Genomic DNA, 24,573 nt, shown 5'->3' on the forward strand with positions numbered 1-24,573 from the left:
AAATTATGAACAAGGCATTCAAATATCGTATATATCCTTCTCCTGAACAAGAATTCTCATCAATAAAACGTTCGGCTGTGTGCGGTTTGTCTACAACAAAATGCTTGCTAACCGTAAAGCGGTTTATGAGCAGTTCAAGGATGATAAAGAAGCGTTGAAACAACAGAAATACTTATTACCCGCTGAATTCAAGAAAGAATTTGAATGGCTCAAAGAAGTTGACAGTTTGGCTTTGGCTAATGCTCAACTGAATTTGCAGACCGCATACAAAAACTTCTTTCGGGATAAATCAATAGGCTTTCCGAAGTTCAAAAACAAGCATCGTGACAAGAAATCCTATACTACCAACAATCAAGGTGGAACAATCAGGCTTATTGACAGTAAGATAATTCGATTGCCAAAATTAAAAGATGTACGGATTAAGCTACACCGACAATTACCTAAAGAAGCCGTTATAAAGTCTGCGACTATAAGCAAAACTCCTACAGGGAACTACTATATTTCCGTATTGGTTGAGTTTGAAGCCGCTATAAAGCCCGTAACACCAACGAGAGAAACGGTACTAGGTTTGGATTATTCATCGAAGACATTGTTTGTCGATAGCCAAGCAAATAATGCCGATTATCCAAAGTTCTACCGTCAAGCCGAAGCAAAATTAAAAAAAGCACAACGCAAACTATCTAAACGCCAAAAGGGTGGTAAAAATCGTGACAAACAACGTCGTAAGGTTGCCAAACTGCATGAAAAAGTAGCTCATCAACGAAAGGACTTCTTGCATAAACTGTCTAGGCAAATAGCCGATGATTACTCAGCTATTGCCATTGAAGACCTAAATATGCTTGGCATGGCTCAATGTCTCAATCTTTCAAAATCCACGAATGACAATGGTTTTGGTATGCTAAAAACTTTTCTAACATACAAACTTACTGAACAGGGAAAACAGTTAGTCGTTATTGATAAGTGGTTTCCATCCAGTAAGATGTGCAGGTTCTGCAACAACGAAAATAAAGAACTAACTCTATCAGATAGGACCTGGACTTGTAGTCATTGCGGAGCAGAATTAGACCGCGACATAAACGCTGCTATCAATATCAAAAATGAGGGCTGCCGCTTGCTTGGCATAGCCTAATCCATAACTAAGAACCGTTGGGCAAACGGGGTTAGCTTGGTAATTATACTGGCATAAGCTGGTATGTCCCAAGAAGCCCCCACCTCTAAGTGTTAGCATAGGTGGTGGGAGTATGTCACACGTTGAATGGCAATATATGAGCAATCATGTCCTACACCGGATAACCACCGGGCGTAGGATATTATTTTTCAGGTCATAAAAAATATTCAATACAGATAAGTACCAAATATTGTGTTTTTTGGTTATATATTAAAAATAATTGATTTTCGCCTTTAATTGGAATATAATTTCAGTTAAATTGAGATTATAAAAATTATAGTAACCCAATGATTCTACCATATTCTGTGCGGGTTATAATTTGGATGCGTTTTGCTTTTTGTGTTCTCTTCTATAAAGAAAGGTTTTGTGGATGGTTAAATTAAGATTTAATCAGATTATGGAGTGGTTAGTGCTTTTTTTGTTAGGTGTTTCTTTTATCGGGGTACTGATTGATAAAGTTTTCGGTTTGTTTCTCTTTGCAATATTTGTTTTTTTGGTATACAAGTATAAAAAAATTCCGGTACTCAGTGGTTTGAAAAGCATCAAGCAGAACTTTGCGGCTATTCTGTTAACTGCCTTTATCCTGAGACTTTTATGGGTTCTTATTATACCGACCAAACCGATTTCGGACTTTGGTTTGATGTACGGATATGCTCAGAAAGTTGCCCAAGGGGACTATAGCGGATTTCATGGTTACGGGTACTTTGCCAGATTTGCGCATGATACGGTTACTGTTCTATATTTTTCTTTGTTTTATAAGTTTAGCTCCGCTCCTTTGTTTTCAATTAAAATTGCCAATGTCTTATTTTCTACATTTTCAGTATTTCTTTTATATAAAGTAGTCGAAAAGATATATGATGACCGGCAAACAGCACTGGTTTCAATGCTTCTCTATGCCTTATATCTGCCTTCAATAATGTATAATTCTCAAACTATGCAAGAAAACATTGCCACATCTTTCTATTTGCTTAGTACATATTACTTTCTGGCTGCTGTGAAAAATCAAACGCAGGACAAGTGGGATAAAGTTAAATTGCTGGTTTTCTGCGGATTAGGACTTGCAGTTGGCCATATGTTTAGAATGGTCGGTTATATTTTCCTCTTGGCCTATTTATTTTATTACTTATTTTACAAGAGATTTAAAAACCTGGTAATTGAGCTGCCGTTCATAATTATTTCGTGCCTTGTTCCAATTATCATTTTGAGTTCGCTGCTAGTCTCAAGTGGAATTACGGAAACACAGTTATGGAATTCCAAAGAACCCTATTGGACTTCGATCCTCAAGGGTACCAATATAGAGGCCTATGGACACTGGAATCTGGACGATGCCGAAATTTCAGAGCTATACAAGTATGATCCGGTAAAAATAACCGAAGCAAGCAAACAAATCATTAAAGACAGATTGTTAAACACGCCAAAGCTGAAATTGTTGGGCTTTTCTATTATTAAGTTTGAATCTGAATGGGCAGTACCTGACATGTCCGCTTATATATGGACTATTCCCGGAGCAGTCGATTATTTTGCTTTTGCTAAATTTTTCGCAAAATCAAACTTGATCTTAACAGGTCTAGCTTCATCTTTCTATTTGATCTTATTATTTATGAGCATTTTGGGTTTACATAGAAACAAAGACAGACCGGTCGAAATAAATTTCTTTTTAATACTCTATTTAGGTTATGCATTATTTTTGATGTTGATTGAGGCACAGGCCAGATACGCTTATATGCTTTCTTGGATCTTTATTATTTTTGCGGCTGGGGGCGTAAGGCTTAAAGATGATACAGTTGTTAAGGTTTATTCTGATAGGAGTATTGAATACTAGCCTGACATTTATGGTATATTACGTACTGGTGTTTCTAAAGGTTAACTATCTTTTGGCTAATATCTTGGCTTACTCCGCAGGTACGATAAATAGTTATTTCTGGAACAAAGCATGGGTATTTAAGTGCCAAAAAGATCACTCCGAGTTATTTTACAAGTTTGTTATAGTGAATCTTATCACATTACTGTTAAATAGTTCAGTGTTATACGTTCTTGTAACGTTTAGCTTGGGCAAAATCGTCAGCCAAGTTGCTGCTACGTTTTTCGGAATCTGGACTAACTTTCTGCTAAATAAAATCTGGACATTCAAAGTGAAGGAAGTTGAGGGATGAGAAAAGAGTTTCTGCTTTCGGTAGTGGTTCCCATGTATAACGAAGAATCGGTTGCTGAGGTGTGCTATCAACGTCTGTTAGACGTAATGAATCATAACGGCTATAATTTTGAACTGCTTTTTGTCAATGACGGCAGTCAGGACGGCACTATGGCGATACTGGAGCAGATTGCCTGTGATGATAAAAATGTTAAAATTGTTGATTTCTCACGGAACTTTGGACATCAAACAGCTGTAACATGTGGGATTCAACTGGCATGCGGTGATGCGATTGTAATTATTGATGCTGATCTGCAAGATCCGCCTGAGCAAATTGTCCCGATGGTTAAACTCTGGCAGGAAGGCTATGATGTGGTTTACGGTAAACGTAATCAGCGGTCCGGGGAAACATGGTTTAAACTCGTGTCAGCCAAGTGCTTTTATAGGTTCCTTTCTGCAATGTCTGATGTTGATATCCCGGTCGATACAGGAGATTTTCGGTTAATAGACAGAAAAGTAGCAGACGTGTTTTCCACGATGCAGGAAAAAAACCGGTTTATCAGAGGAATGATTGCTTGGGTGGGATTTAAGCAAACGTTCATCGAATATGATAGGGATAAGCGGTTTGCGGGAGAAACAAAATATCCTCTGAAGAAAATGTTAAAATTTGCAGCCGATGGGATATTTTCATTCTCCTCTAAGCCATTGAAGTTAATGTCGACCTTAGGGTTTATAACCATATTCATTGCTTTGCTGATTATTGTCTACTCCTTAGTTCAAAAGATCATCGGCAGAGCAACTTTAACCGGTTGGACCTCACTGATGGTCGCCATCACTTTTTTCAGTGGGGTACAGCTTTTATCTTTTGGCATTCTTGGCGAATATATTGCAAGAATTTATGACGAAATTAAACAGCGTCCTTTGTATATTATCAAAAACAAATACAATTTCCACGAAGGTAACTTTCGGAGATAGAGCCAAGTCATAAATCTAGTAAAGCGAGCGCAGGATGAAAATTGATAAAAAAGCATTTAATAATCGGTGCAACTCAAGAGTGGAGAAAAAGGCTGAAGGATAAATTTCCTACAATTCTTACGATGGATGGCTTTAATGATAAAATTGAATTCAGAAGTTTCGGGGGGATAGATTTTGTTCTCTTTTATACTGGATATATGAGTCATAAAACATATTATAAGATCGTCGATTTCTTAAGAGAGAACAATATTCCACTAGGCTACATTGGTAAAACAAATATTGATTTAGTTGAATGTGAAATAGTTGAACAAGTAAATAGCCGTCTCCTGAGAAGTTCGCAAACAAAATTGGTTTAAACAGTGAAAAGTTTAAGAAGGCTAATTCTTAATTATCTTGCTTTTTAGATTGCAACAATAATTTCAGTTGAGCCATCTCATCTTCGATTCTATGAAGATGAGCTTGAATGTCATCTACTTCAAGCTCTGCTTTATAGTTAATAGCAAAATCAATAATCGACTCACGCTTATCACGAGCAGTCTGTCTGTTTTGGCTCATCATAATAATTGGTGCTTGGAATGCTGCAATAAATGAGAGAATTAAATTGAGCAAGATAAAGGGAGGAGGATCAAAATGGCCTATGATATTCAAAGTATTAATTAGGATCCAAGCCGACAAAAAAGTTGCAAAAATAATAATGAAACCCCAGCTGCCACCAAAAGCTGCAATTCGATCGGCTAGTTTATCCGGCCATCTCGTTTGTTTGAGATAATCCTCATTTAGACGATCCTCAATAGTATGCTCGTAATCATTTACAACTCCTTGTAATCGTTTTGCATAATCTTTAACGTATTTATGATTTTCAGACAAAACCATCAACCTTTCTCTGTTTTTTTGTTGTTAATTTTATCATAGTTACATAAAATTCTATAATTTTTTTGATAGTTATCCCCATTGGTTTGCCCCCAAATTTATCGGTGAGTCATATTCTATATCAAAACAAAAAAACAAAGCGACTTCAGCTTATAAAGTGCTGAGGCCGCTTTTCTGGGTTATCCAGTTTTTAAGGCCCCCACCTCTATAAGTGGGGGTGGGTCCTTCGTTAACTTCATATGGGAAAAAACCTTATTAATTCTTTAACAAATTATTCATAAGTCATTCATCAAAAAAGCTTAGGATAGGAGTATAGTTCTTTTAGGTTCATTGAATACTTCTTAAGAGGTGAAATAATATGTTTAGGTTTATGGGCTTTGGCCTTTTGGGACTTGGCTTTTTAGGCATGGCGCTGCATTTTATACTGTGGATTTTATTGATTGTATTCGTCGTAAAAGTAATTCGTGGTCATCGAAATGGATATCATGTACTTTCAAAAAGAAATGACTATGCGCTAGATATTCTTCGCGAAAGATATGCGAAAGGCGAGATCGATGTTGAGGAATTTAATAGGAGAAAAGAAGATCTATTAAGATAAAGATAAAATTATTTAGCAATATAAATGGGTTGATGAGAAGAAAGTTGTCTAGTCAGCCCACTTTTTGTTGTGTTCAGATGAAAATTTTACGGCATGGACAAAGAAGTGGTTGTAAAGTGTAGAATTGCCAATAAGGCCAAGTGTTTGTATTTCTTAGATAATCTATTAATTAAAAGAGGATATGGAAGAAATATGTAGAATGTTGTATTGCTAGCAGTATTAATAATTCTAGAGGGGGATTGAGTTGATATTCTCTTCAGCATTATACCTGTTTTTTATCGCGGTATTTAACACTTTTACAACGCATATCTTGCTTACTAGGAAAAAGTCAATAATATTCTGCATAAATGCTTTTATCATAACTACTATTTGTGCGTACATAACTAATATTCTTGCGGAAAAATATATTCACAATCCAGTGCTTCTAGAATATGTATTATATTTGATTTCCTGTTTGTACATAGTATATATTCACATCGTATTTAATGAATCAATATCAAAAAAGATATTTGCAATGTTTAGTATTTGGATGTTCTCAACAATTTGCTTGGTTGTTTCTGTTAAAATTGCTCAAATATTTACAGGCATTAACGAAATTAAATATAATCTTGAGATTATATACTTCCTTAGAGAGTGTCTGCAAATAATCTTGTTGTTAATCACTTATTTTTATATAAGAAGTCCGTACAAAGATATTTTTAATAAAGTATCTAATAAAACTATAGGTTTTATGTCGCTTTACCCGCTTTTTGCATTTTTATTGTTAATTAACAATTATACTACGTCGATTAGCGGCTTAAAAAGCCTAGACTATACCTTGAACATGCTTTTTCTTTTAGTATTTATTATCATGGGATATGTGTTTGTATTTAGCGGGATATCATCAGCATCTCGGATAATATCTATGCAATATAGGATGGAGAGGTTGGAGTGGACATCCAGATCAGATCCCTTAACTGGGCTATATAATAGAAGATACATTATGGAGAAAATAGAAAACGAGTTCAAAAGACCTAAAAAAAAGAAATTTTCACTTGTTATTGCGGACATTGATTATTTTAAGAAGATTAATGACACCTATGGGCACGACTGCGGAGATTGTGTTCTTCAGATGATCTCAAAAAGCCTTATGGATAATGTGCGAGAACAAGATCTTGTATCTAGGTGGGGGGGAGAGGAATTTTTGCTCTTACTTCCAGAAACTGAAGTCGAAGGTGCATATACATTGATGAATCGAATCAAGAAAATAATCGGAGAACAAATTATCGAATATAATGGGAATCAAGTTTCTATTACAATGACATTTGGGATTGCCGATAGTCAAGATTATCAGTTAATAGATGATGTCATAAAGAAAGCCGACAATGCGCTATATGAAGGAAAAGGCCGTGGAAGAAATTGTGTGGTTGTAGCTTAAAATAGGATACTTACCGGAGCAACTGAATACTCTGGTATTCGAGAATGAGCTCGGAATAAAGAAATAATTGTGAATCGAAGTGAAGTGATTTGAGCTATCAAATTAGTATTATTGATGTAATAAAAGCGTGGTTTCAGCCAGTTAATCCGTTGACAATTTTCATTACAATAATTCTTCTGCTGGCAATAATTAATGCTGGTAAAAAGGTGTATCATGATAAAGGAACGCCTTTGTTTCCCAAAAGTATTGCTACTTTTTTAATACTTCTGGCGACCCCTATAGTTTTAATTGGTTCTGAAATCGGTTCGGGATGGAGATTGAAAGGTGATGAATTATTGTTTAAGGCTCCACTCTCCAATTCATCAATAAATTTGAAATTATCTAGAATGGCTTTAGTTTCTAACACCAGTGAATGGGCACCTGCATCAAAAACAAATGGAGTCGGAATGCCAGGTCTAGATACAGGGGAATTTACCTTAAAAAACGGAAAGAAAGCAGTAGTTTTTTCATATTTGCAAGCAGGTAAGATTGTGGTCTTGCAATATCAGGACAAGTATTATGAAATATCCTACCCGGGAGCTGAAGATCTTTATAAGGAACTCACGGCACGCGGCGTAAAAGTAGGGGTGGAGTGAATAAAAGGGGAGAAGGGAACCTGGATTTAGGGTTAGGTGCATGTCCTTAAGCTAAGATCATGCGGTCATTGTGAATATGAGAGCCGCTTTCTTTTTCGAACATTTCCAACAAACGATTAATTGTCATATTTGTTCGTTCTTCTTCACGGAGATCGAGGATGATTCGACCCTCATGCATCATGATAGTTCGGTTGCCGACACTTAGCGCATGATCGAGATTATGCGTGATCATAAGAGTTGTAAGATTATTTTCTGCCGCGACCCGGCAAGTTAAATCCAGGACTTTTTCAGCTGTTTTGGGGTCTAAGGCCGCAGTATGCTCATCAAGCAGGAGAAGTTGAGGTTTCTGTATAGTAGCCATAAGCAAAGTTAATGCTTGGCGCTGACCACCTGACAAAAGGCTAACCTTATTGGTGAGGCGGTTCTCTAAACTCAATCCGAGCTTGGTAAGTTCTTGTCTAAAATATGCCCGCTCCTTGGCTGATATAGCCCGGCGCAAGCGGCGAGACTGACCGCGGCGCAAAGCCATAACCATATTTTCCTCGATCGTCATGGATGAAGCTGTACCCCGCATCGGGTCTTGGAAAACACGGCTGACGAGACTTGCCCGCCTATACTGCGGCCACCCGGTGATCTCACAATCTCCAATATGGATTTCACCTTTATCCACAGGAAAGTCTCCTGCTATAGAGTTGAGTAAGGTCGACTTGCCTGCGCCATTACTGCCGATAACTGTGACAAAATCCCCGGCAGCAAGCTTTAAGGTGATCCCTTTAATTGCCATTTTTTCGTTGACAGTCCCTTTATTAAATGTTTTGAGGATATTTTGAACTCTAAGCATTGGTTACCTCCTTTCCGGCATGAGGGCCAGAACGAGGAACGATTTTCTTTTTAATGTCGGGTGTTGTTAGGGCGATAATGACAATGACAGCGGTTACTAACTTTAAGTCAGTCGGACCTAGGCCCAACTGCAAAACCAAAGCGATAATAACCCGATAAACTATGGCCCCGACGATCACTGCTAGAATCGTTCGTTTTACCGAGGATGTTCCCACCAATACCTCCCCAATGATAACTGAGGCAAGGCCGGCGATGATCATGCCAATTCCCATACTGGCATCGGCAAACTGATTATTTTGAGCGACATAGCTCCCGGAAAAAGCGACCAAACCGTTGGATATTGATAGACCGAGAATCTTCATCATATCCGTATTAACGCCCTGGCTCCGAATCATCATTTCATTATCTCCAGTAGCACGCAAAGCAACACCAATCTCTGTTTCCATAAAAAGATACAGCAGATACCCCAGGATTAATACGCTAATTAAACTTAAGACCATCACTCCATACTGATCCATAAAGGGAAGCTTGCCGAAATCTGTAAAAATGGTACGCATGCGCAAGAGGGGAATATTTGGCCTGCCCATGATCCTCAAGTTAACAGAGTATAGGGCGGTCATAGTCAAGATACCGGAGAGCAAAGGCGTAATCTTAAATTTCGTGTGCAACAGACCTGTAAAAGCCCCAGCCACCAATCCTCCAATGAAGGCTAGTCCTGAGGCCAGCCAAGGATTTTGGCCAGCGAAAATTAAACGGGCGGCAATGGCAGCTCCAAGAGTGAAGCTGCCATCAACCGTCAAATCCGCATAATCAAGAACACGAAAGGTGAGGTAAACACCAAGAACCATGATCGCGTACATTAAACCTTGTTCGAATGTTCCGGAAAATACTTGCCAGGACATAAATAACACCTCGTCGGTCTATATTTTCTGCCTTCTGCCCGGTTTCTCCTGACGACACTCATGTCGTTTGCTAGGCTTAAATTTATTTAGTCTCGACAAACGTGGCATTCTTCAAGTCATCGGGAATGTTTATACCGAGGAGAGCGGCACTGGACTTGTTAATTACTGTATCAAATTCTTTCTGGCTCTGTATAGCCATATCTTGGGGTTTTGCTCCCTTAAGAACTTGAAGAGCCATCTCACCAGTTTGTTTACCTAAGTTCTCATAGTTAATCCCGATAGTGCCAAGTGCTCCCTTGTCAACTACACTGCTTTCACCGGAAATTACCGGTATCTTAGCCTTATTAGTAACTTGCAGAACAGTTGGAGCTGCAGAAACAACCATGTTGTCGGTTGGGACATACACTACGTCTACCTTACCGACTAAAGATTCTGTTGCCTGTTGTACGTCAGCAGTGCTGGCTACGGTTGCTTCAACTATCTGGAGTCCCATCGCAGCAGCAACGTCTTTGGCCATTTTAACCTGAACCTGCGAATTAACTTCACCGGCGTTGTAAATGACGCCAATTTTTTTTGTCTGTGGTACCAGTTTCTTGAGAAGTTCGAACTGCTGTTTGATTGGGTTCATATCCGTCGTGCCCGTGACATTGGTTCCCGGTTTCTCGTTGCTGTTCACTAATTTGGCAGCAACAGGATCAGTTACTGCAGTAACTAAAATCGGAATGGTACTGCTGGCAGCAGCCATAGCTTGTGCCGAAGGGGTAGCAATTGCCAAGACAAGATTAAGCTTTTCTGAGGTAAATTGCTGGGCAATGGTATTGAGAGTTGATTGATCGCCCTGGGCGTTCTTGTAATCGACAGTTAGATTTTTACCTTCTGTGTACCCGTTTGCTGCCAACGTTTCCAGGAATCCTTTGCGCGCAGCGTCAAGAGCTGGGTGTTCGACAATTTGAATAATTCCTACTTTGACAGTCTTTTCACTTGTACTGTTGGAGCCCGTTGTGGCCGCAGTACTTCCACAGCCTGTCAGCACCGCTGTTAAGAGGGAAAAAATAATGAGTAATGCCATAAACCTTTTCATAAATTTCATCCTCCCTGTTTTGGACAATAAAAAACACTTCCGCAGGAAGTGCATTTGCCCATTCCCTACTGTCCTACTACACTACCAATATTCAGTTTATACTTATATTAAAGTTGGAGTCCGTTCTTGTCAATAGAAGTAGACACAATATTCTAAATAATAATCTATTTTGACAAAGATCGAGTCATTGAATTGATTGGAATTCTTCACATATTCTCCATAGGTTTGTCGAAGAACACTAACATGTTCATTCTATAATAACTTTAAGCAGCAACCGTAAAGATATTCATTTGTTTGTTCTGAAATATCTTCAGATCGTAAACAACCTTGGTTATTGTAAAAAGTCGAGGTAAATTACATTTAAGGTAGGAGGCGAGGGCATGAATTCAGAGGTTCGCTATTCTATAGTTATTCCTGTCTATAATGAAGAAGCTGTCATCGAGCAAACTTATAGGCGTTTAAAACTGGTGATGGAGTCTACTAGAGAGCCTTATGAGTTGATTTTTGTCAATGATGGCAGCTCAGATCGTACAGTTGCTATCATCAAAGATTTCGGCGGTCAGGATGATGCCGTGAAACTTATAACTTTTTCTCGTAATTTTGGTCATCAAGTGGCAATTACAGCTGGTATGGATTACGCATCAGGTGACGCTGTCGTTGTGATTGACGCGGATTTGCAAGATCCGCCTGAGTTGATTTTGGAGATGATTGCCAAGTGGAAAGAAGGGTTTGACGTTGTTTACGCTAAACGAACGAAGCGAAAGGGCGAAACATTTTTTAAGAAGCAAACAGCTCATCTCTTTTATCGAATTTTAAAGGCTTCTACGGATCTGGAGATTCCGACGGATACCGGTGATTTTCGTTTGCTGGATCGCAAAGTCTGCGTGGAGCTGAAGAGGCTGCCTGAAAAAAATCGTTACGTTCGCGGCTTGGTGAGTTGGGTGGGATTCCGTCAAACTGCTATTGAGTATGAGAGAGATGAACGACTGGCTGGAGAAAGTAAGTATCCGCTGAAGAAGATGATAAAGCTAAGTTTAGATGGACTTACTTCTTTTTCTTTTAAGCCGATCAAAATGGCAATTTATGCAGGAGTTATACTAATCCTTTGCGGATTAATCTTCTTGGCAGGTTTGTTATTCTTAAAACTATCTGCGGCCTCCAACGTGATTGCAGGGTGGAATCTGGTTATGGTGATGCAACTGGTGTTGACCGGAATTCTTCTGACTATGATGGGGATTATTGGAGAGTATATCGGACGTATCTACGATGAAGTAAGAGACCGTCCTTTATATATTGTAGGTGAATACTATGGGGCGAAGAAAAAAGAACGGAAAGTGAAAGTATGTTAGTAAATATCACTAAAAATCCCCTGGAGTTTATAAAGTTTTGTATAGTCGGCGCAGTTAATACAGGAATTGATTTAGTAGTATTTGCGGTTCTTTCCTCTTGGGGTTTTTCACTTTTAATGGCGCATAGTTTATCTTATACTTGCGGAGGGTTAAATAGTTTTCTCCTGAACAGAAAATGGACATTCAAGCAAAGCAGTCATACCTCGGGGCAATTGTCCAAATTCCTGCTGCTAAATTTTTTGACATTGATGATCACTTATGTCTTGATGGTTGGGGTCAATAAGTACTTGGCCTGGCCAATGATTATTTGCAAAATAGCAGCTATAGGAGCAGGCCTGGGGCTTAATTTTGCAGGAAACCGCCTATGGGTCTTTAAGTTTGGCTCATTAATAGAGATGGAGTGAGGTACGAGATTTTTGCCGAACAAAATGAGTAGTATGAATGCGGTCTAATCAGTGCATTAAATAAGGAGATATATTTTTCTCTTGATATGTCTTTAAGGAGGTCGTCATCTTGAAAGAAGGAGTTAAAAAGGAATCCTTTTGGGTAACGCTTATTTTAATGTTATCGGCAGTAGTGAATTTTGCGAATATAGGAATAGAAGGGTATGCTAATACTTTTTATGCTGCCGGAGTAAAAAGCATGATGATGAACCTTAAGAATTTCTTCTTCGCATCCTTTGATCCTGCTGGATTTGTAACTATTGATAAGCCGCCGTTTGGTTTCTGGATACAAACAATATCCGCCAAAATATTCGGTTTTAGCGGATGGAGTATAATTCTTCCCCAAGCTTTAGCCGGAGTAATTTCAGTTTGGCTTATCTATTATCTTGTTAAAAGGTCCTTTGGAAGCTTCGCAGGACTAATTGCAGCTCTCTGTCTGGCAGTAACTCCCATATTCGTGGCCTCAAGCAGAAACAATACAATTGATAACTTACTTGTTTTATTTATGCTGCTTGCCTGTTGGGCTTTATCTGCAGCGGCTGAAAAGGGAAAATTCAAATACCTTATCCTGAGTTTAGTCCTTTTGGGAATTGGTTTTAATATAAAAATGGTAGAAGCCTATATGGTTGCTCCCGCTCTCTATATAACCTATCTCCTTACTTCAGCTCTTCCTTATAAAAAGAAAATTAAACATCTTGTGGTAGGTTCAGTTGTTCTTTTAGTTGTATCATTGTCTTGGGCTGTGGTCACAGACTTAGTACCTGCAAGTGCCAGACCTTATATAGGCAGTAGTACTAATAACTCAGTTATGCAGCTAATAATAGGCCACAATGGATTACAGAGAATTGGCATCGCCGGCATAGGTGGTAACAGTTTTGGTAAAAGCGGTAAGAATTTTGGAAGAGATGGGATCAATTCCTCTAAAGATGGCAATTATGTTGATAAAGGACAACGTCCGCAAGGATTATCTAATAATGATAGGCCGCAGATGCAGCCAGGCCGTGTTCCCACGAGGGCAAATTTTGGACAATTTGGCATGGGGGGGACTTCAAAGTCTAGTATCCTGAGATTGTTTTCTAAAAATAATATGTCCGATCAAATAAGCTGGCTCTTGCCCCTTGCACTGATCGGATTTGCCGTCGCTGCGATAGAGGAAAAATTCAAATTTACATTTGATAACAAAAGAAAGTTAGGCTTACTTTTATGGTCTATGTGGCTGTTGCCCGAGCTTATCTATTTCAGTTTTTCCAAAAATATTACTCACACCTACTATTTAACCACAATGGCACCGTCTATCGCTGCTTTAGTTGGCATCGGATTGGCAGTTATGTGGAAGTGTTTCAAAGAAGATGGGTGGAAGATATGGATTCTGCCCATGGCGTTTTTGGTTAACGGGTTTGTTGAGATCTTAATTCTGTCCTATAATTATCACTTGTCAAATGGTTATGAAATAGTAATTTTGCTGACAGGGCTTATAGGTATTCTAGTTTCAATAATTCTCGCTTTCGTTAACATCAGGAGAATTAGAAAAAATACCGATCAAGTTCAGGCAATAAAGAGCGGAAACACTAAATTAAATAAGCTGCTCATCAGTACTGCTTTTCTGGGACTTTTAATAGCTCCAATTGTTTGGTCGTTTACCCCGGTGTTTTATCCCATGAATGGCAGCAGCCCTTCTGCAGGGTTGGAGCTTTCTTCAAGCAGGCAGTTCGGAAATTCTCAAACAAGTAACGATTCAAAGCTTATCAACTTTTTAGAAGCTAATAGACAAAATGCAAAATATCTTGTTGAAGTTCCCTCAGCCATGACTTATGGCTCAGATTTAATTCTTAAAACCGGACAACCTGTTCTAACGCTGGGTGGGTTTATGGGAACAGATCCAATCCTCACTTTAGACCAGTTTAAACAATTAGTTGCTGATGGAGAACTAAGATATGCAATGGTCAACGCAGGTTCGTTTAGAGGAATGGGTGGACCTGTGGGAAATAACTCAAATAATGCTATCATGAACTGGATAAAAACAAATGGGAAGCTTGTTCCGGCGAGTGAATGGCAGGATTCCACAACGTCACAAAGCACAAAGGGATATCAAGGTTTCGGTGGATTTGGAGGCAGATCAAACTCTGTTGAACTATATGCTTTAAAACCTAATGGCTAAACTTAGGTCTCAGGGGCCAGAAATTGCCGGCAGCATAACAGATTCAAGTGTTTCAGTTAAATGACTGCGATCATACTAAGTAAAAGTAATACCGGAGCGTTATGGGCGCTCCGGTTATGTTGCGTTTATTCGTGTTGAAAAGCTTCTGCCGGATAAATAGAAGCAGGTGCTTTTCAATATGGGTTGACTGATAACACTAAAAAATTTTTTTGTAATTCTCATAATAATGAAGGAAATCATAAAGATTTGCGGAATATTTTGGCTGGATAGGTACTATTCCCTAGCAAGAGATACCTTAACATTTCACGGACTCTTGGGCTTGGGATCGGGCTCTTGATTTGAGATCAAATTACGAAGAAGGAAGTTAGGTGAGTCTTATTCAAAGATTAAAGACTATTGAGCCGCTTCATGTGGGCTTGTTATTGATTTCCTTATCTGCCCTCATTTGGTCAGCCATTAATCCAAAGGATCTTTTTACCTGGTTTTTAGAGGTAGCACCAGCCATTATAGGGTTGGCAGTTATCGTAATTATATATCCTCGGTTTCGACTGACTAATTTAGTCTATGTACTAATATTATTGCACTCTTTAATTCTCGTTATTGGTGGACACTACACGTATGCTGAAATGCCCCTTTTTAATTGGTTGCGAGATCATTTTCACTTAGCTAGGAATTATTATGATCGTTTAGGCCATTTGGCTCAGGGTTTTGTTCCTGCGATCATTTCTAGGGAAATACTGTTGCGAAAGTCACCCATAAGGAGAGGTAAACTATTGTCTTTCCTGGTAGTTTGCATTTGTCTTGCAATTAGTGCTTCATATGAGTTAATTGAGTGGGGTGTAGCGGAGGCCACAGGGAGTGCGGCGGATGCTTTTCTTGGAACTCAAGGAGATGTATGGGACACACAGTGGGATATGTTTTTTGCTTTATGCGGTTCGGTTTTCTCTCTAGTCACACTCCGGAAATTCCATGATATAAGCCTCGAAAAAAGGAAATAGAGTTTGGAATCGTTGGCTCTTCGGATACTTGAACACAAAAAGGAGGGTGTGGGTTGTGTAGTTTTTCGAATCTTGTCAGCAGGCCTGAGATAGACAGAGTAGAAAGTATCGTTACACTTAATTTTCCAAAGGTTTATAAGGATCGAAAAATTTCCGAGGTTTATTTAGAATTCGGTCAATCGTATAACTTTATATATGTTTTAAGTTTAGATGGTAAATTATTAGGTGTTTTAGATCAAACAACAATGATGCAAGTAGCAGGTCACAATTCATTACCAAAACACGCAGGAGAATTAATAGGCAAAGCACCTAAGTGCCTTGCCATGTATAGTTCTATTATAGAAGCACTTTCCCTCTTTCTAAAAGAGAGAGTATATGAAGTTCCAGTCACAGACGAGGAAGGACGAATGCTTGGGGTACTAAAGCTGTGGTCACTGTTTGATTACCTGGTAAGAATGCTGGGGGAGTCTCAGCAAGAACTTAATGATGCTAAGAAGCTCATTGTTACTTTAGAGACGGTCGTGGAAAATCCATATGAGGGTCTTATAGTCATTGACGAAAATAGCCATGTGGTTATGATTAATAATTTCTATTTGGAGGCTTTGGGGATTAGCAGAGAAGAAGCTTTAGGACATCATATTCATGAACTTACCCCACATTCTGAACTTCCAGAGATCATTCGGACAGGAAAAGCTCAATTCGCAGAGCACTGGACAGTACGGGACCGCGAATTCATGATTATCCGAGCGCCTATTAAAAAAGATGGCAAAATCATCGGTGCGTTTGGCAAAACCCTATTCAAGGATATGGGTTTGGCGCATGTCTTTGCGAGAAAATTAAATCAATTAGAAGATGACCTAAAGTTTTATAAGGAAGAGTTGCGTAAAATTCACAGGGCATCCTATGATTTTGAAGATATTATTGGTGAAGGCCCTAAAATTATTGCGACCATTAATTTAGCCCAACGAGCTGCTCGAACTACCTCAAATGTACTGTTAACAGGAGAAAGCGGCACCGGAAAAGAGTTGTTTGCCCATGCCATTCATAACGGCAGTTCGCGATGCCATGGTCCATTTATAAAGGTTAATTGTGCTGCAATTCCCGAACAACTATTAGAATCAGAGTTATTTGGCTATGCCGAAGGAGCTTTCACTGGTGCACGTAAAGGCGGCAAACCTGGTAAATTCGAATTGGCCAATCATGGCACTATTTTCTTGGACGAAATCGCTGATATGAGTCTGCCAATGCAGGCTAAGCTTTTGCGAGTTATCCAAGAACTTGAAATTGAAAGGGTCGGCGGAACACGACCTTGCAAAATTGATGTGCGTATTATCACAGCTACTAACCGCAAATTATATGATATGGTACAAGAACGAACGTTTCGTGACGACCTTTTCTATCGGCTAAATGTTATGGCCATTGAGTTGCCGAGCTTACGTGAAAGGCCTGATGACATTGAATTACTGGCGAATTTTATGGTCACTAAATTGAACCAAAAACTGGAGACCAATGTGGAAGGTATTTCTTGTGAAGCTATACAGATACTTCAAAGCTATTCTTGGCCGGGTAATGTTCGAGAATTGGAAAGTGTCTTAGAACGAACGATGAATGTGGTTGACGAGTCATTCATTTATCCGGAACATTTACCAGTCCAGTTAAGGCAGTCTATCGTCGGTTCGGATGAAAATCAAGGTAGAAGGCCAAATAGGATGGATGTTTTCTTAAATTCGGCTGAAAAAGATTTGGTGCTTGACGCTTTGCGGCGGACAAAGGGAAATAAAGTAAAAGCAGCTAAAATTCTTGGAATTCACAGATCAGTTCTGTATAAGAAACTAACAAAGCACGGGCTCGATAGTGAGACTTTATCGCGGGAATTATAGTCAAGACACTATGTCTTGTAATTGAGACATTGTGTCGATTAATTGGAAGAGGATGTCTTGAATTTGCGACATAGTATCTTCAGAATAAGAGGCAGTTTATCCAAAATATTTTTAAAATTCACAATGGTTAAATAAAATATATCTCTCAATGTGTTATTCTGACTAGGATTTTCCTGGTCATTTTTTCATTGCTGATATTTTACAATAAAAAATCAGAAAGTTGGATTTATTCTTGCATATTAAGCCTGTTGAAAGGAGTGAAGCTTGAGGAGTTTCGATGCAAAGATCACTCATTTAATAACTTGCTATAAGTTTGATAAAAAGGAGAATAAGCGTGGAAATAAAAAAAGTTGGAGTATTAGGAGCCGGCATAATGGGTGCTGGGATCGCTCAAGTTAGTGTTCAAGCGGGATATAGCGTAGTTTTGATCGATGTAGTTCCAGAAATAGCGAATAAGGCACGCAAGACTTTAAACAAGGCCTGGGCTAAGGCATTGGAAAAAGGAAAAGTGTCAGCAGAAAATGTGGCTGATTATAATGCCAGACTAATCTGCGGCACAGATATTAATGAGTTTCGAGATGTTGATATTGTAATCGAAGCAATTGTTGAAAACATTGATTTTAAGAAAAAAGTTCATAAACAACTCGGAGAACTATGTAAAGCAGAGACGATTTTAGCAACCAATACCTCAGCATTGAGTATTACTGAGATCGCTGCGGCTACTAATCGCTCCGACAAAGTGCTGGGAATGCATTTCTTTAACCCTGTACCCGTTATGAAATTAGTTGAAGTAATTCCTGGTGTTGTTACAACCGATGATACTGCTCAGACAGTCATACAATTGGCTGAGAAAATGGGCAAGGAGCCGGTACTGGCTAAGGAAAGTCCCGGTTTTATCGTTAACCGCATCTTAGTCCCCTATATGAATGAAGCTGCTAACGTTTTCTATGAAGGTATTGCTTCAGCAGAGGAAATCGATAAGGCTATGAAACTTGGTGCGGGAATGCCTATGGGCCCTTTAGCACTGGCTGATATGGTAGGGATCGATATTGTCTTGGCAGTCTGTGAATTTTTCTATAAGGAATTTGCTGATTCCAAATACCGTCCTTCATTGGCATTCAGGCAAAAAGTACGTGCCGGTCACCTCGGCAAGAAGACGGGCAAAGGCTTTTATAATTACATGTAACTTAACTTCCTAAAAGCAGAGTTTGCGATGCATAGTTCTTTGAGATTCGAGGGACAGGAAAAACTCCGTTGCTAAGCATTGCATCGCTGGTGATATAGCCAAAACCTTCGAAAATTACAAGGGGGAATTGACTTGGATATTAGGAGTGAGTACGAGAGTAAATTTGTCTCTGTAGATGAAGCAGTTAAGGTTGTTAGGTCCGATGATGTCGTTCATTACGGTGAATTTATGATGGCGTCTCATGTTTTAGATGAAGCTTTAGCTAAGAGGAAAGATGAATTAAACGGAGTTGTTATTAATACTGTTTGCTGCCCTTTTACACCCCAAACCATTATCAGTGATCCAGAAAGAAGCCATTTTATCTATAATGATTGGCACTTCAGTGGGGCAAGCAGAAAGCTTCATGACAAAAACTTGTGTAATTATATTTCTCTAACATATCATGAGGCACCAAGCTTTTTTGACCGCGGTTACGTACCTGTTGACGTAGCTATGATCAAGGTCACTCCTCCCGATAAGCATGGCTATGTAAACTTTGGCACATCAAATTCCATGACTCATGCCATGTGTGATGCAGCTAGAATAGTTATCGCTGAAGTCAATGATGCTGTACCGAGATGTCTGGGCGGCTCGAGAGAAGCCTTACATGTATCCGAAATTGATTATTTTGTTCAGGGCGATAATCGTCCCCTTCTTCAACTTCCCAAAGTCCCTATCTCCGATATTGACAGAACGATCGCCAAAATTGTTCTCGAACAAATTGAAGATGGTGCCTGTTTGCAGTTAGGGATTGGTGCTATGCCGAATGCAGTCGGAGAAATGATCGCTCAATCGGACTTAAAAAACCTTGGTGTTCACACTGAAATGCTGGTTGACTCCTTTGTGGATATGTATGATGCCGGAAGAATTACGGGAGTGCGAAAACAGATTGACAAAGGTAAGATGGTCTATACGTTTGCGATGGGAACCAATAAACTCTATGATTTCTTGAATAACAATTCGAGTTGTGCAAGTTATCCGGTCGATTATACAAACGATCCTGATATAATTTGCCAAAATGATAAGATGATTTGTGTTAATAACGCACTGGAAGTAGATCTCTATGGACAAGTTGCCTCTGAATCATCGGGTATGCGACAGATTTCCGGAACGGGAGGACAGTTGGATTTTATTTATGGCTCCTATAAGTCTAAAGGTGGTAAGGGTCTGATCTGTCTTACCTCGACCTATGTTGACAAAGAAGGCAAGCTGCAATCGCGGATTAAACCTGTTTTAACGCCGGGATCAACTGTTACAGTACCGAGAAGTATTAATTATTACGTGATTACTGAATATGGTATGGCAATGCTTAAGGGTAAAAGTACATGGCAAAGGGCTGAAGCCTTAATTAATATTGCCCATCCTGATTTGCGTGAAGAACTCATTAAAGAAGCCGATGCCCAAAAAATATGGGTAAGATCGAGCAAGATATCTTAAAAGAAACGATTATCAAATACCATAAACATAATGAGGGGGAATTTACGATGGCAATTGAACTTAATGATGTTGTAATGGTCAGTGCCTGCCGAACGCCTATTGGTGATTATGGAGGTTCTCTCCAACCGGTGGCGGCCAATGAGTTGACTAAGATTGCTGCTGCTGAGGCTATAAAACGTGCGGGAATTGGCCCTAAACAAGTTGATGAAATTGTGGCAGGAATGTGCTTAGGGCATGGTAATGGGTCATGTCCACCTCGAATTGTGGCGATGCAAATAGGCATGGATCCCAAATCAAGTGCCACTATGGTCAACCAAAACTGCGCCTCAGGAATGCGGGCCATGGAAATAGCCGCCATGAAACTGCAGCTGGGGAAATACGATATTGCTCTGGTAACCGGTACAGAGAGTATGAGTAATATCCCCTACATCTCACCGACAACCAGATGGGGTGCCAGAATGGGTGATGCCAAACTACAGGATGCAATGCTTGCTGACGGGCTGGTATGTCAACTGGCTGGGTCCCACATGGGCGGAACAGCCGAAAATGTTGCTGAATTGTATGGCATAACACGGGAGGAATGCGATACGCTGGCACTTCTCAGCCATAAGAGGGCAGTAAGGGCTATTGATGAAGGCCGTTTTGAGAGAGAGATTGTTCCGGTACCTGTCAAAAAAGGAAAAAAAGAATATGTGTTTGCGCAGGACGAGCATCCAATTCGGGGAGCAAGCCTGGAAAGCTTGGCAAAGCTAAGGCCGGCATTTATAAAAGACGGAGTTGTCACAGCGGGTAACTCTTCGGGGCTTAATGATGCTGCCGCCGCTGCGGTTTTGATGACCAAGAAAAAAGCTCAAGAACTGGGGATTAAACCTCTCATGAAGTTGATTAATATCTGCGATGAAGGGGTGGAAGCTCGTGTAATGGGGTTAGGTCCAGCCGTTGCAATACCAAGATGTTTGAAAGAGGCCGGAATGAACTATGGAGATGTCGATTACTGGGAAATCAACGAGGCCTTTGCGGCTCAAGTTATTGGCGTTAAAAAGAAGCTCAAAGAAGATACCGGCATCACTGTAAACATAGGTACGTTTGAACAGGATGGTAACGTTAACAATAATGGTTCTGGAATTGGTTTGGGACATCCGGTTGGTGCTACAGGATTGCGCATCATTGTCAGCCTCTACTATGAACTGGAGAGACTTGGGAAAACAATCGGCGGCGCTTCTCTTTGTGTAGGTGGAGGAGCATCGATGGCTTCTCTGTGGACAAGAGATATATAATATTTCCCCAATTTATCAATAGATGGAAAATTTGGTGTTATTACAGCGTTGACGAGCTAATCGGAGCGGTAAAGACATCTATTTTCAAGTTAGAGAAATAAACAATTAGAGTTGGAGGGAATGTAATGTCTTCAAATTTCGCTGTGAATAGTATTAGAGATTTTGAATTTATCATCCAAGAATGGCTGCCAACAGAAAAAATATTTAATTACCCTCAGTTTGCTGACTACTATTCCAAAGATGATATTAAATCAGTGCTTGAGCCAGTTCTAAAAATGTGTAAAGCAGTCATAGAGCCGACCAACGGCGAATGCGAAACCCATCCCGTTACCTTTGCTGACGGCAAGGTAACGACTCCGCCGGGCTTGGGACCTCTTTTTCATAAGCTGCAGGAAGAGGGGTGGGGAACTAGTAATATTGATGAATCACCTGAGGCCATGGTTTTACCGGAAATGCTGCATGCTGCCGCCTGGGAATTGATTTGTGCTGGCAATCCTTCCCTTATGCCTTATATATTATTGACCAGCGGAGCAGCTAACTTAATCCAAACGTTTGGTGATGAAAAATTAAAGGCAATGTTCCTTCCTAAGATGATGGATGGAACTTGGGCGGGAACAATGTGTCTTACCGAGCCTGGCGCCGGTTCTGATGTAGGGGATATTACTTCCAAGGCCTACCCGACTGACAACCCGCGAATTTTTAAGATCCAGGGCAATAAGATATTTATCACGGGCGGAAACAACGATTTTACTGAAAATATTATTCACCTTTATTTAGCTCGCATTGAGGGTGCTAAGCCGGGAACAAGCGGCATCTCTCTCTTTGTAGTGCCCAAGTATTGGGTCAACGAAGATGGCAGCCTGGAAGATAATGATTTTGTTAACACTGGCGTAGAACACAAGATGGGTCTGCATGGTTCTGTAACGGCAGCGTTATCAGCCGGCGAAAATGGGAATTGCCGCGGTTGGCTGCTGGGTCTTGACCCGCGTGAAAATGACGGCAAGGGTGAAGGTATGGCTCAAATGTTCCAAATGATGAACATGGCTCGAATGGAAACCGGACATATGGCCCTTTCTTGCATTAGTAACGCCTTTGCCAACGCTCGGGATAATGCTAAAGAGAGAGTTCAAGGACGCCTCATGACAAATCCCAAAGCAGGACGAGTAGCGATTATTAATCATGAAGATATTAAACGTACTCTGATGATGGGGAAGGCTCATATTGAAGCAATGCGTGCCATGATGTATAGGGTTTATCTCGCTTTTGACGAGAGACACCGCGACCCAGATCCGGAAGTAAGAAAAGCTGCCAGTGACCTCATTGAAATATGCACTCCGCTTTGCAAAGCCTATCCTTCCGACGAAGCCTGGTGGCTCATTGGAGAAGCCCTCCAATCCTATGGCGGGTATGGTTACTGTGAAGAATATCCTTTATCCCAAATCGCTCGTGACTCAAAGATCTACTCCATTTGGGAAGGCACCAACTATATCCAAGCCATGGATTTGCTTGGCCGTAAGATGAATATGAAGGGCGGCTCGGTTTTCAAAGCCTGGGTTAAGGAAATGGCCGATTTCTATGCAGCCAACAAAGATAACGAAGCCCTGAGCAAAGAGTTTGCCATTCTAGGCAAGGCGCTAAACTCTTATCAAGCTATGCTTAAGGCAGTTGCCGAATATTCAAAGACAAATATAAGCTTGATTCCTCTTTATTCCCGTCGTATTCTTACGGCCTCTGCCCAACTATTTTGTGGTCGTCAAATTCTTGATCAGGCAATCTTGGCAGACAAGAAGGCTAAAGAAGTGGGACCAAGTCACTTTGATTATAATTTCTACACGGGTAAAGTTGCGTCAGCGAAATACTACTTGCATAATGTAGTTCCTAATGTTTGGGCTGTTTCAGAGATTGTTATTGACGGCGATTCCTCGGCACTCGACGCTGCGGTTGATGTCTTTGAATATTAGATCCAATGTAGGGCTGAACAATAGCCTTCAGCAAATAATCTCTTTATAGCTTCACAATTAAACAGACCGTTCATTGAGAAATCGGATCCAATGAGCGGTCTGTTTGTTATAAACAAGTTCTATAGATTTTTTCTGCGAATCATAATGTCGTATTTGTACTATGACAACAATTAACATCATAAAGCAACTAGGAGGGTTTCATGAATAAAAAGAAAATAGTTATGATTAGTATGATAAGTCTATCATTAGCGTTTCTATTGGGAGTTGTCGGTGCTGACAAATTTAATGGCGGATATAAAATTACTATTACTAATAATACTGATAAAACTGCTGAATGTTTAGAACTAAAATATAAAGTTGGCAACACAATACAAACTATTTCACAGATAGAACCCCACAAATCTTGGAGAGGTAAGATTGATACTAATACAATCCAAGGCGAGAACTCAATAATTTTAACGTACAAAGACAATAATGGTAATTCCTATGAAGAATGTGTGGTCGGATATTTGGAAAAGGGTTACGAAGGACAGGCTAATGTAGTTATTAATAAAAATTGATGGTAACGGCAAATTAACAATCGTGAGCGCAGTACGTCGAGTGCGTGATTCGTTTAATTCAATGAACAAATATTAAAATGCGTTGGTTGTGAGGATCAGAAGTTCTCACTCCAACGCATCCCACTTGAGAAGATGTGGAGGCGAAGCGGATTTATAGAGGCACCGGACCAATACGGGCACAAGTAAAGTATTCGAATTGACACTCCCCACTGATGAATCTTAACTGAAATAAAAGAGTTTTAGAGATAACCATTGACAAAATCATTTGCTAAACATATACTAATTAACAAAAAAAGTAAGTTGATATTTCTTAAATAGAGCAGGCGATACACTTCGATAAAGTGTGTGGGGCTGGGCCAGCGCAAGAGCTGGCAGCAGGATAAAATACCTGTGGGACTATAATTCCAATATAATTATAATCCCACAGGTATTTTCGTTAAGTTGGGGGTGGCATTCGTGAATTCGCTGCATTTTAGCTTCATACATAAAAATAAATTGTTTTGGATAATATTTCTCTTGCTATTTTCGTTGATGGCTGTGTATATGCCTCACAGCTTAGTTGAGAACTCAGAGCAACATAGTTATGAAACTCCGTTTAATTTTATTATAAATAATAACAAACCAGTCGCAACTCTGAGAAAATTACATGAGAAATCTAAGTCATTCAT

At 39.8% G+C, this 24,573-nt stretch carries 22 protein-coding genes and 1 riboswitch; of the genes, 18 read left to right on the forward strand and 4 right to left on the reverse strand.

Annotated features, from left to right (window positions below):
• The first annotated feature begins 79 nt into the window (after positions 1-79).
• The 5 genes from DEAC_RS20570 (at position 80) to DEAC_RS20590 (ending at position 4,630) form a co-directional block, all read left to right on the forward strand.
• Positions 80-1,129, forward strand: a complete 1,050-nt coding sequence (locus tag DEAC_RS20570; protein ID WP_345788189.1) for an RNA-guided endonuclease TnpB family protein — start codon at positions 80-82, stop codon at positions 1,127-1,129.
• A 409-nt stretch (positions 1,130-1,538) separates the two neighbouring features.
• Positions 1,539-2,990, forward strand: a complete 1,452-nt coding sequence (locus DEAC_RS20575; RefSeq protein ID WP_047811971.1) for a glycosyltransferase family 39 protein — start codon at positions 1,539-1,541, stop codon at positions 2,988-2,990.
• A gap of 10 nt (positions 2,991-3,000) precedes the next feature.
• Positions 3,001-3,321 (forward strand): GtrA family protein, encoded by a 321-nt coding sequence (locus DEAC_RS24885; protein ID WP_427846287.1) that lies wholly within the window; start codon positions 3,001-3,003, stop codon positions 3,319-3,321.
• Entirely contained in the window at positions 3,318-4,274 is a 957-nt protein-coding gene (locus DEAC_RS20585; protein WP_047811973.1) for a glycosyltransferase family 2 protein, read from the forward strand. The genes DEAC_RS24885 and DEAC_RS20585 overlap by 4 nt, the downstream gene beginning before the upstream one ends.
• Positions 4,275-4,315: 41 nt before the next feature.
• Positions 4,316-4,630 (forward strand): hypothetical protein, encoded by a 315-nt coding sequence (locus DEAC_RS20590; RefSeq protein WP_047811974.1) that lies wholly within the window; start codon positions 4,316-4,318, stop codon positions 4,628-4,630.
• A gap of 28 nt (positions 4,631-4,658) precedes the next feature.
• On the opposite strand, the gene DEAC_RS20595 is transcribed toward DEAC_RS20590, so the two are convergent.
• Positions 4,659-5,141, reverse strand: coding sequence for a DUF1003 domain-containing protein (locus DEAC_RS20595; RefSeq protein ID WP_053006554.1), 483 nt, complete (start codon positions 5,139-5,141; stop codon positions 4,659-4,661).
• A gap of 361 nt (positions 5,142-5,502) precedes the next feature.
• Between DEAC_RS20595 and DEAC_RS20600 the strand changes: the two genes are divergently transcribed.
• The 3 genes from DEAC_RS20600 to DEAC_RS20610 all read left to right on the forward strand — a co-directional run bounded on the left by DEAC_RS20600 (position 5,503) and on the right by DEAC_RS20610 (position 7,794).
• Complete coding sequence (locus DEAC_RS20600) at positions 5,503-5,742, forward strand: SHOCT domain-containing protein (protein WP_047811976.1); 240 nt, start codon at positions 5,503-5,505, stop codon at positions 5,740-5,742.
• A 916-nt stretch (positions 5,743-6,658) separates the two neighbouring features.
• Positions 6,659-7,159, forward strand: a complete 501-nt coding sequence (locus DEAC_RS24370) for a GGDEF domain-containing protein (protein ID WP_282434472.1) — start codon at positions 6,659-6,661, stop codon at positions 7,157-7,159.
• An 89-nt stretch (positions 7,160-7,248) separates the two neighbouring features.
• Positions 7,249-7,794 carry a PH domain-containing protein gene (locus DEAC_RS20610; RefSeq protein WP_047811977.1) on the forward strand — a complete coding sequence of 182 codons (546 nt, stop codon included), beginning with the start codon at positions 7,249-7,251 and terminating at the stop codon, positions 7,792-7,794.
• 46 nt (positions 7,795-7,840) lie between these two features.
• Here the strand turns inward: DEAC_RS20610 and DEAC_RS20615 are convergent, their stop codons facing one another.
• The 3 genes from DEAC_RS20615 to DEAC_RS20625 all read right to left on the reverse strand — a co-directional run bounded on the left by DEAC_RS20615 (position 7,841) and on the right by DEAC_RS20625 (position 10,617).
• The gene (locus tag DEAC_RS20615; RefSeq protein WP_047811978.1) at positions 7,841-8,635 is read right to left on the reverse strand and encodes an ABC transporter ATP-binding protein; all 795 of its coding nucleotides are present in this window, start codon (positions 8,633-8,635) and stop codon (positions 7,841-7,843) included.
• Positions 8,628-9,536, reverse strand: a complete 909-nt coding sequence (locus DEAC_RS20620; RefSeq protein ID WP_047811979.1) for an ABC transporter permease — start codon at positions 9,534-9,536, stop codon at positions 8,628-8,630. Before DEAC_RS20620 ends, DEAC_RS20615 begins: the two co-directional genes overlap by 8 nt.
• Positions 9,537-9,618: 82 nt before the next feature.
• Complete coding sequence (locus DEAC_RS20625) at positions 9,619-10,617, reverse strand: ABC transporter substrate-binding protein (protein ID WP_047811980.1); 999 nt, start codon at positions 10,615-10,617, stop codon at positions 9,619-9,621.
• Positions 10,618-10,997: 380 nt separating this feature from the next.
• Between DEAC_RS20625 and DEAC_RS20630 the strand changes: the two genes are divergently transcribed.
• The 10 genes from DEAC_RS20630 to DEAC_RS20675 all read left to right on the forward strand — a co-directional run bounded on the left by DEAC_RS20630 (position 10,998) and on the right by DEAC_RS20675 (position 23,905).
• The gene (locus DEAC_RS20630) at positions 10,998-11,966 is read left to right on the forward strand and encodes a glycosyltransferase family 2 protein (RefSeq protein WP_047811981.1); all 969 of its coding nucleotides are present in this window, start codon (positions 10,998-11,000) and stop codon (positions 11,964-11,966) included.
• Positions 11,960-12,370: a GtrA family protein gene (locus DEAC_RS20635; RefSeq protein WP_047811982.1), complete on the forward strand. Its 411-nt coding sequence runs from the start codon at positions 11,960-11,962 to the stop codon at positions 12,368-12,370. The genes DEAC_RS20630 and DEAC_RS20635 overlap by 7 nt, the downstream gene beginning before the upstream one ends.
• Positions 12,371-12,527: 157 nt before the next feature.
• Complete coding sequence (locus DEAC_RS20640; RefSeq protein ID WP_053006555.1) at positions 12,528-14,567, forward strand: glycosyltransferase family 39 protein; 2,040 nt, start codon at positions 12,528-12,530, stop codon at positions 14,565-14,567.
• Between the two features lie 368 nt (positions 14,568-14,935).
• Complete coding sequence (locus DEAC_RS20645; protein ID WP_047811984.1) at positions 14,936-15,565, forward strand: DUF2238 domain-containing protein; 630 nt, start codon at positions 14,936-14,938, stop codon at positions 15,563-15,565.
• A gap of 53 nt (positions 15,566-15,618) precedes the next feature.
• A complete protein-coding gene (locus tag DEAC_RS20650) occupies positions 15,619-17,445 on the forward strand; it encodes a sigma 54-interacting transcriptional regulator (RefSeq protein ID WP_152671459.1) in 1,827 nt (608 codons plus the stop codon).
• A 334-nt stretch (positions 17,446-17,779) separates the two neighbouring features.
• Positions 17,780-18,631, forward strand: coding sequence for a 3-hydroxyacyl-CoA dehydrogenase family protein (locus tag DEAC_RS20655; protein ID WP_083996392.1), 852 nt, complete (start codon positions 17,780-17,782; stop codon positions 18,629-18,631).
• A 132-nt stretch (positions 18,632-18,763) separates the two neighbouring features.
• Entirely contained in the window at positions 18,764-20,107 is a 1,344-nt protein-coding gene (locus DEAC_RS20660; RefSeq protein WP_047811985.1) for an acetyl-CoA hydrolase/transferase family protein, read from the forward strand.
• A 47-nt stretch (positions 20,108-20,154) separates the two neighbouring features.
• The gene (locus tag DEAC_RS20665; RefSeq protein ID WP_047811996.1) at positions 20,155-21,384 is read left to right on the forward strand and encodes a thiolase family protein; all 1,230 of its coding nucleotides are present in this window, start codon (positions 20,155-20,157) and stop codon (positions 21,382-21,384) included.
• A 125-nt stretch (positions 21,385-21,509) separates the two neighbouring features.
• Positions 21,510-23,345 carry an acyl-CoA dehydrogenase family protein gene (locus DEAC_RS20670; RefSeq protein ID WP_047811986.1) on the forward strand — a complete coding sequence of 612 codons (1,836 nt, stop codon included), beginning with the start codon at positions 21,510-21,512 and terminating at the stop codon, positions 23,343-23,345.
• A gap of 200 nt (positions 23,346-23,545) precedes the next feature.
• On the forward strand, positions 23,546-23,905 hold the full coding sequence (locus DEAC_RS20675; RefSeq protein ID WP_242847236.1) for a hypothetical protein: 360 nt from the start codon (positions 23,546-23,548) through the stop codon (positions 23,903-23,905).
• A 305-nt stretch (positions 23,906-24,210) separates the two neighbouring features.
• Positions 24,211-24,306: riboswitch (NiCo riboswitch) on the forward strand.
• Positions 24,307-24,573 lie beyond the last annotated feature (267 nt).

Source organism: Desulfosporosinus acididurans (assembly GCF_001029285.1).
GTDB lineage: Bacteria > Bacillota > Desulfitobacteriia > Desulfitobacteriales > Desulfitobacteriaceae > Desulfosporosinus > Desulfosporosinus acididurans.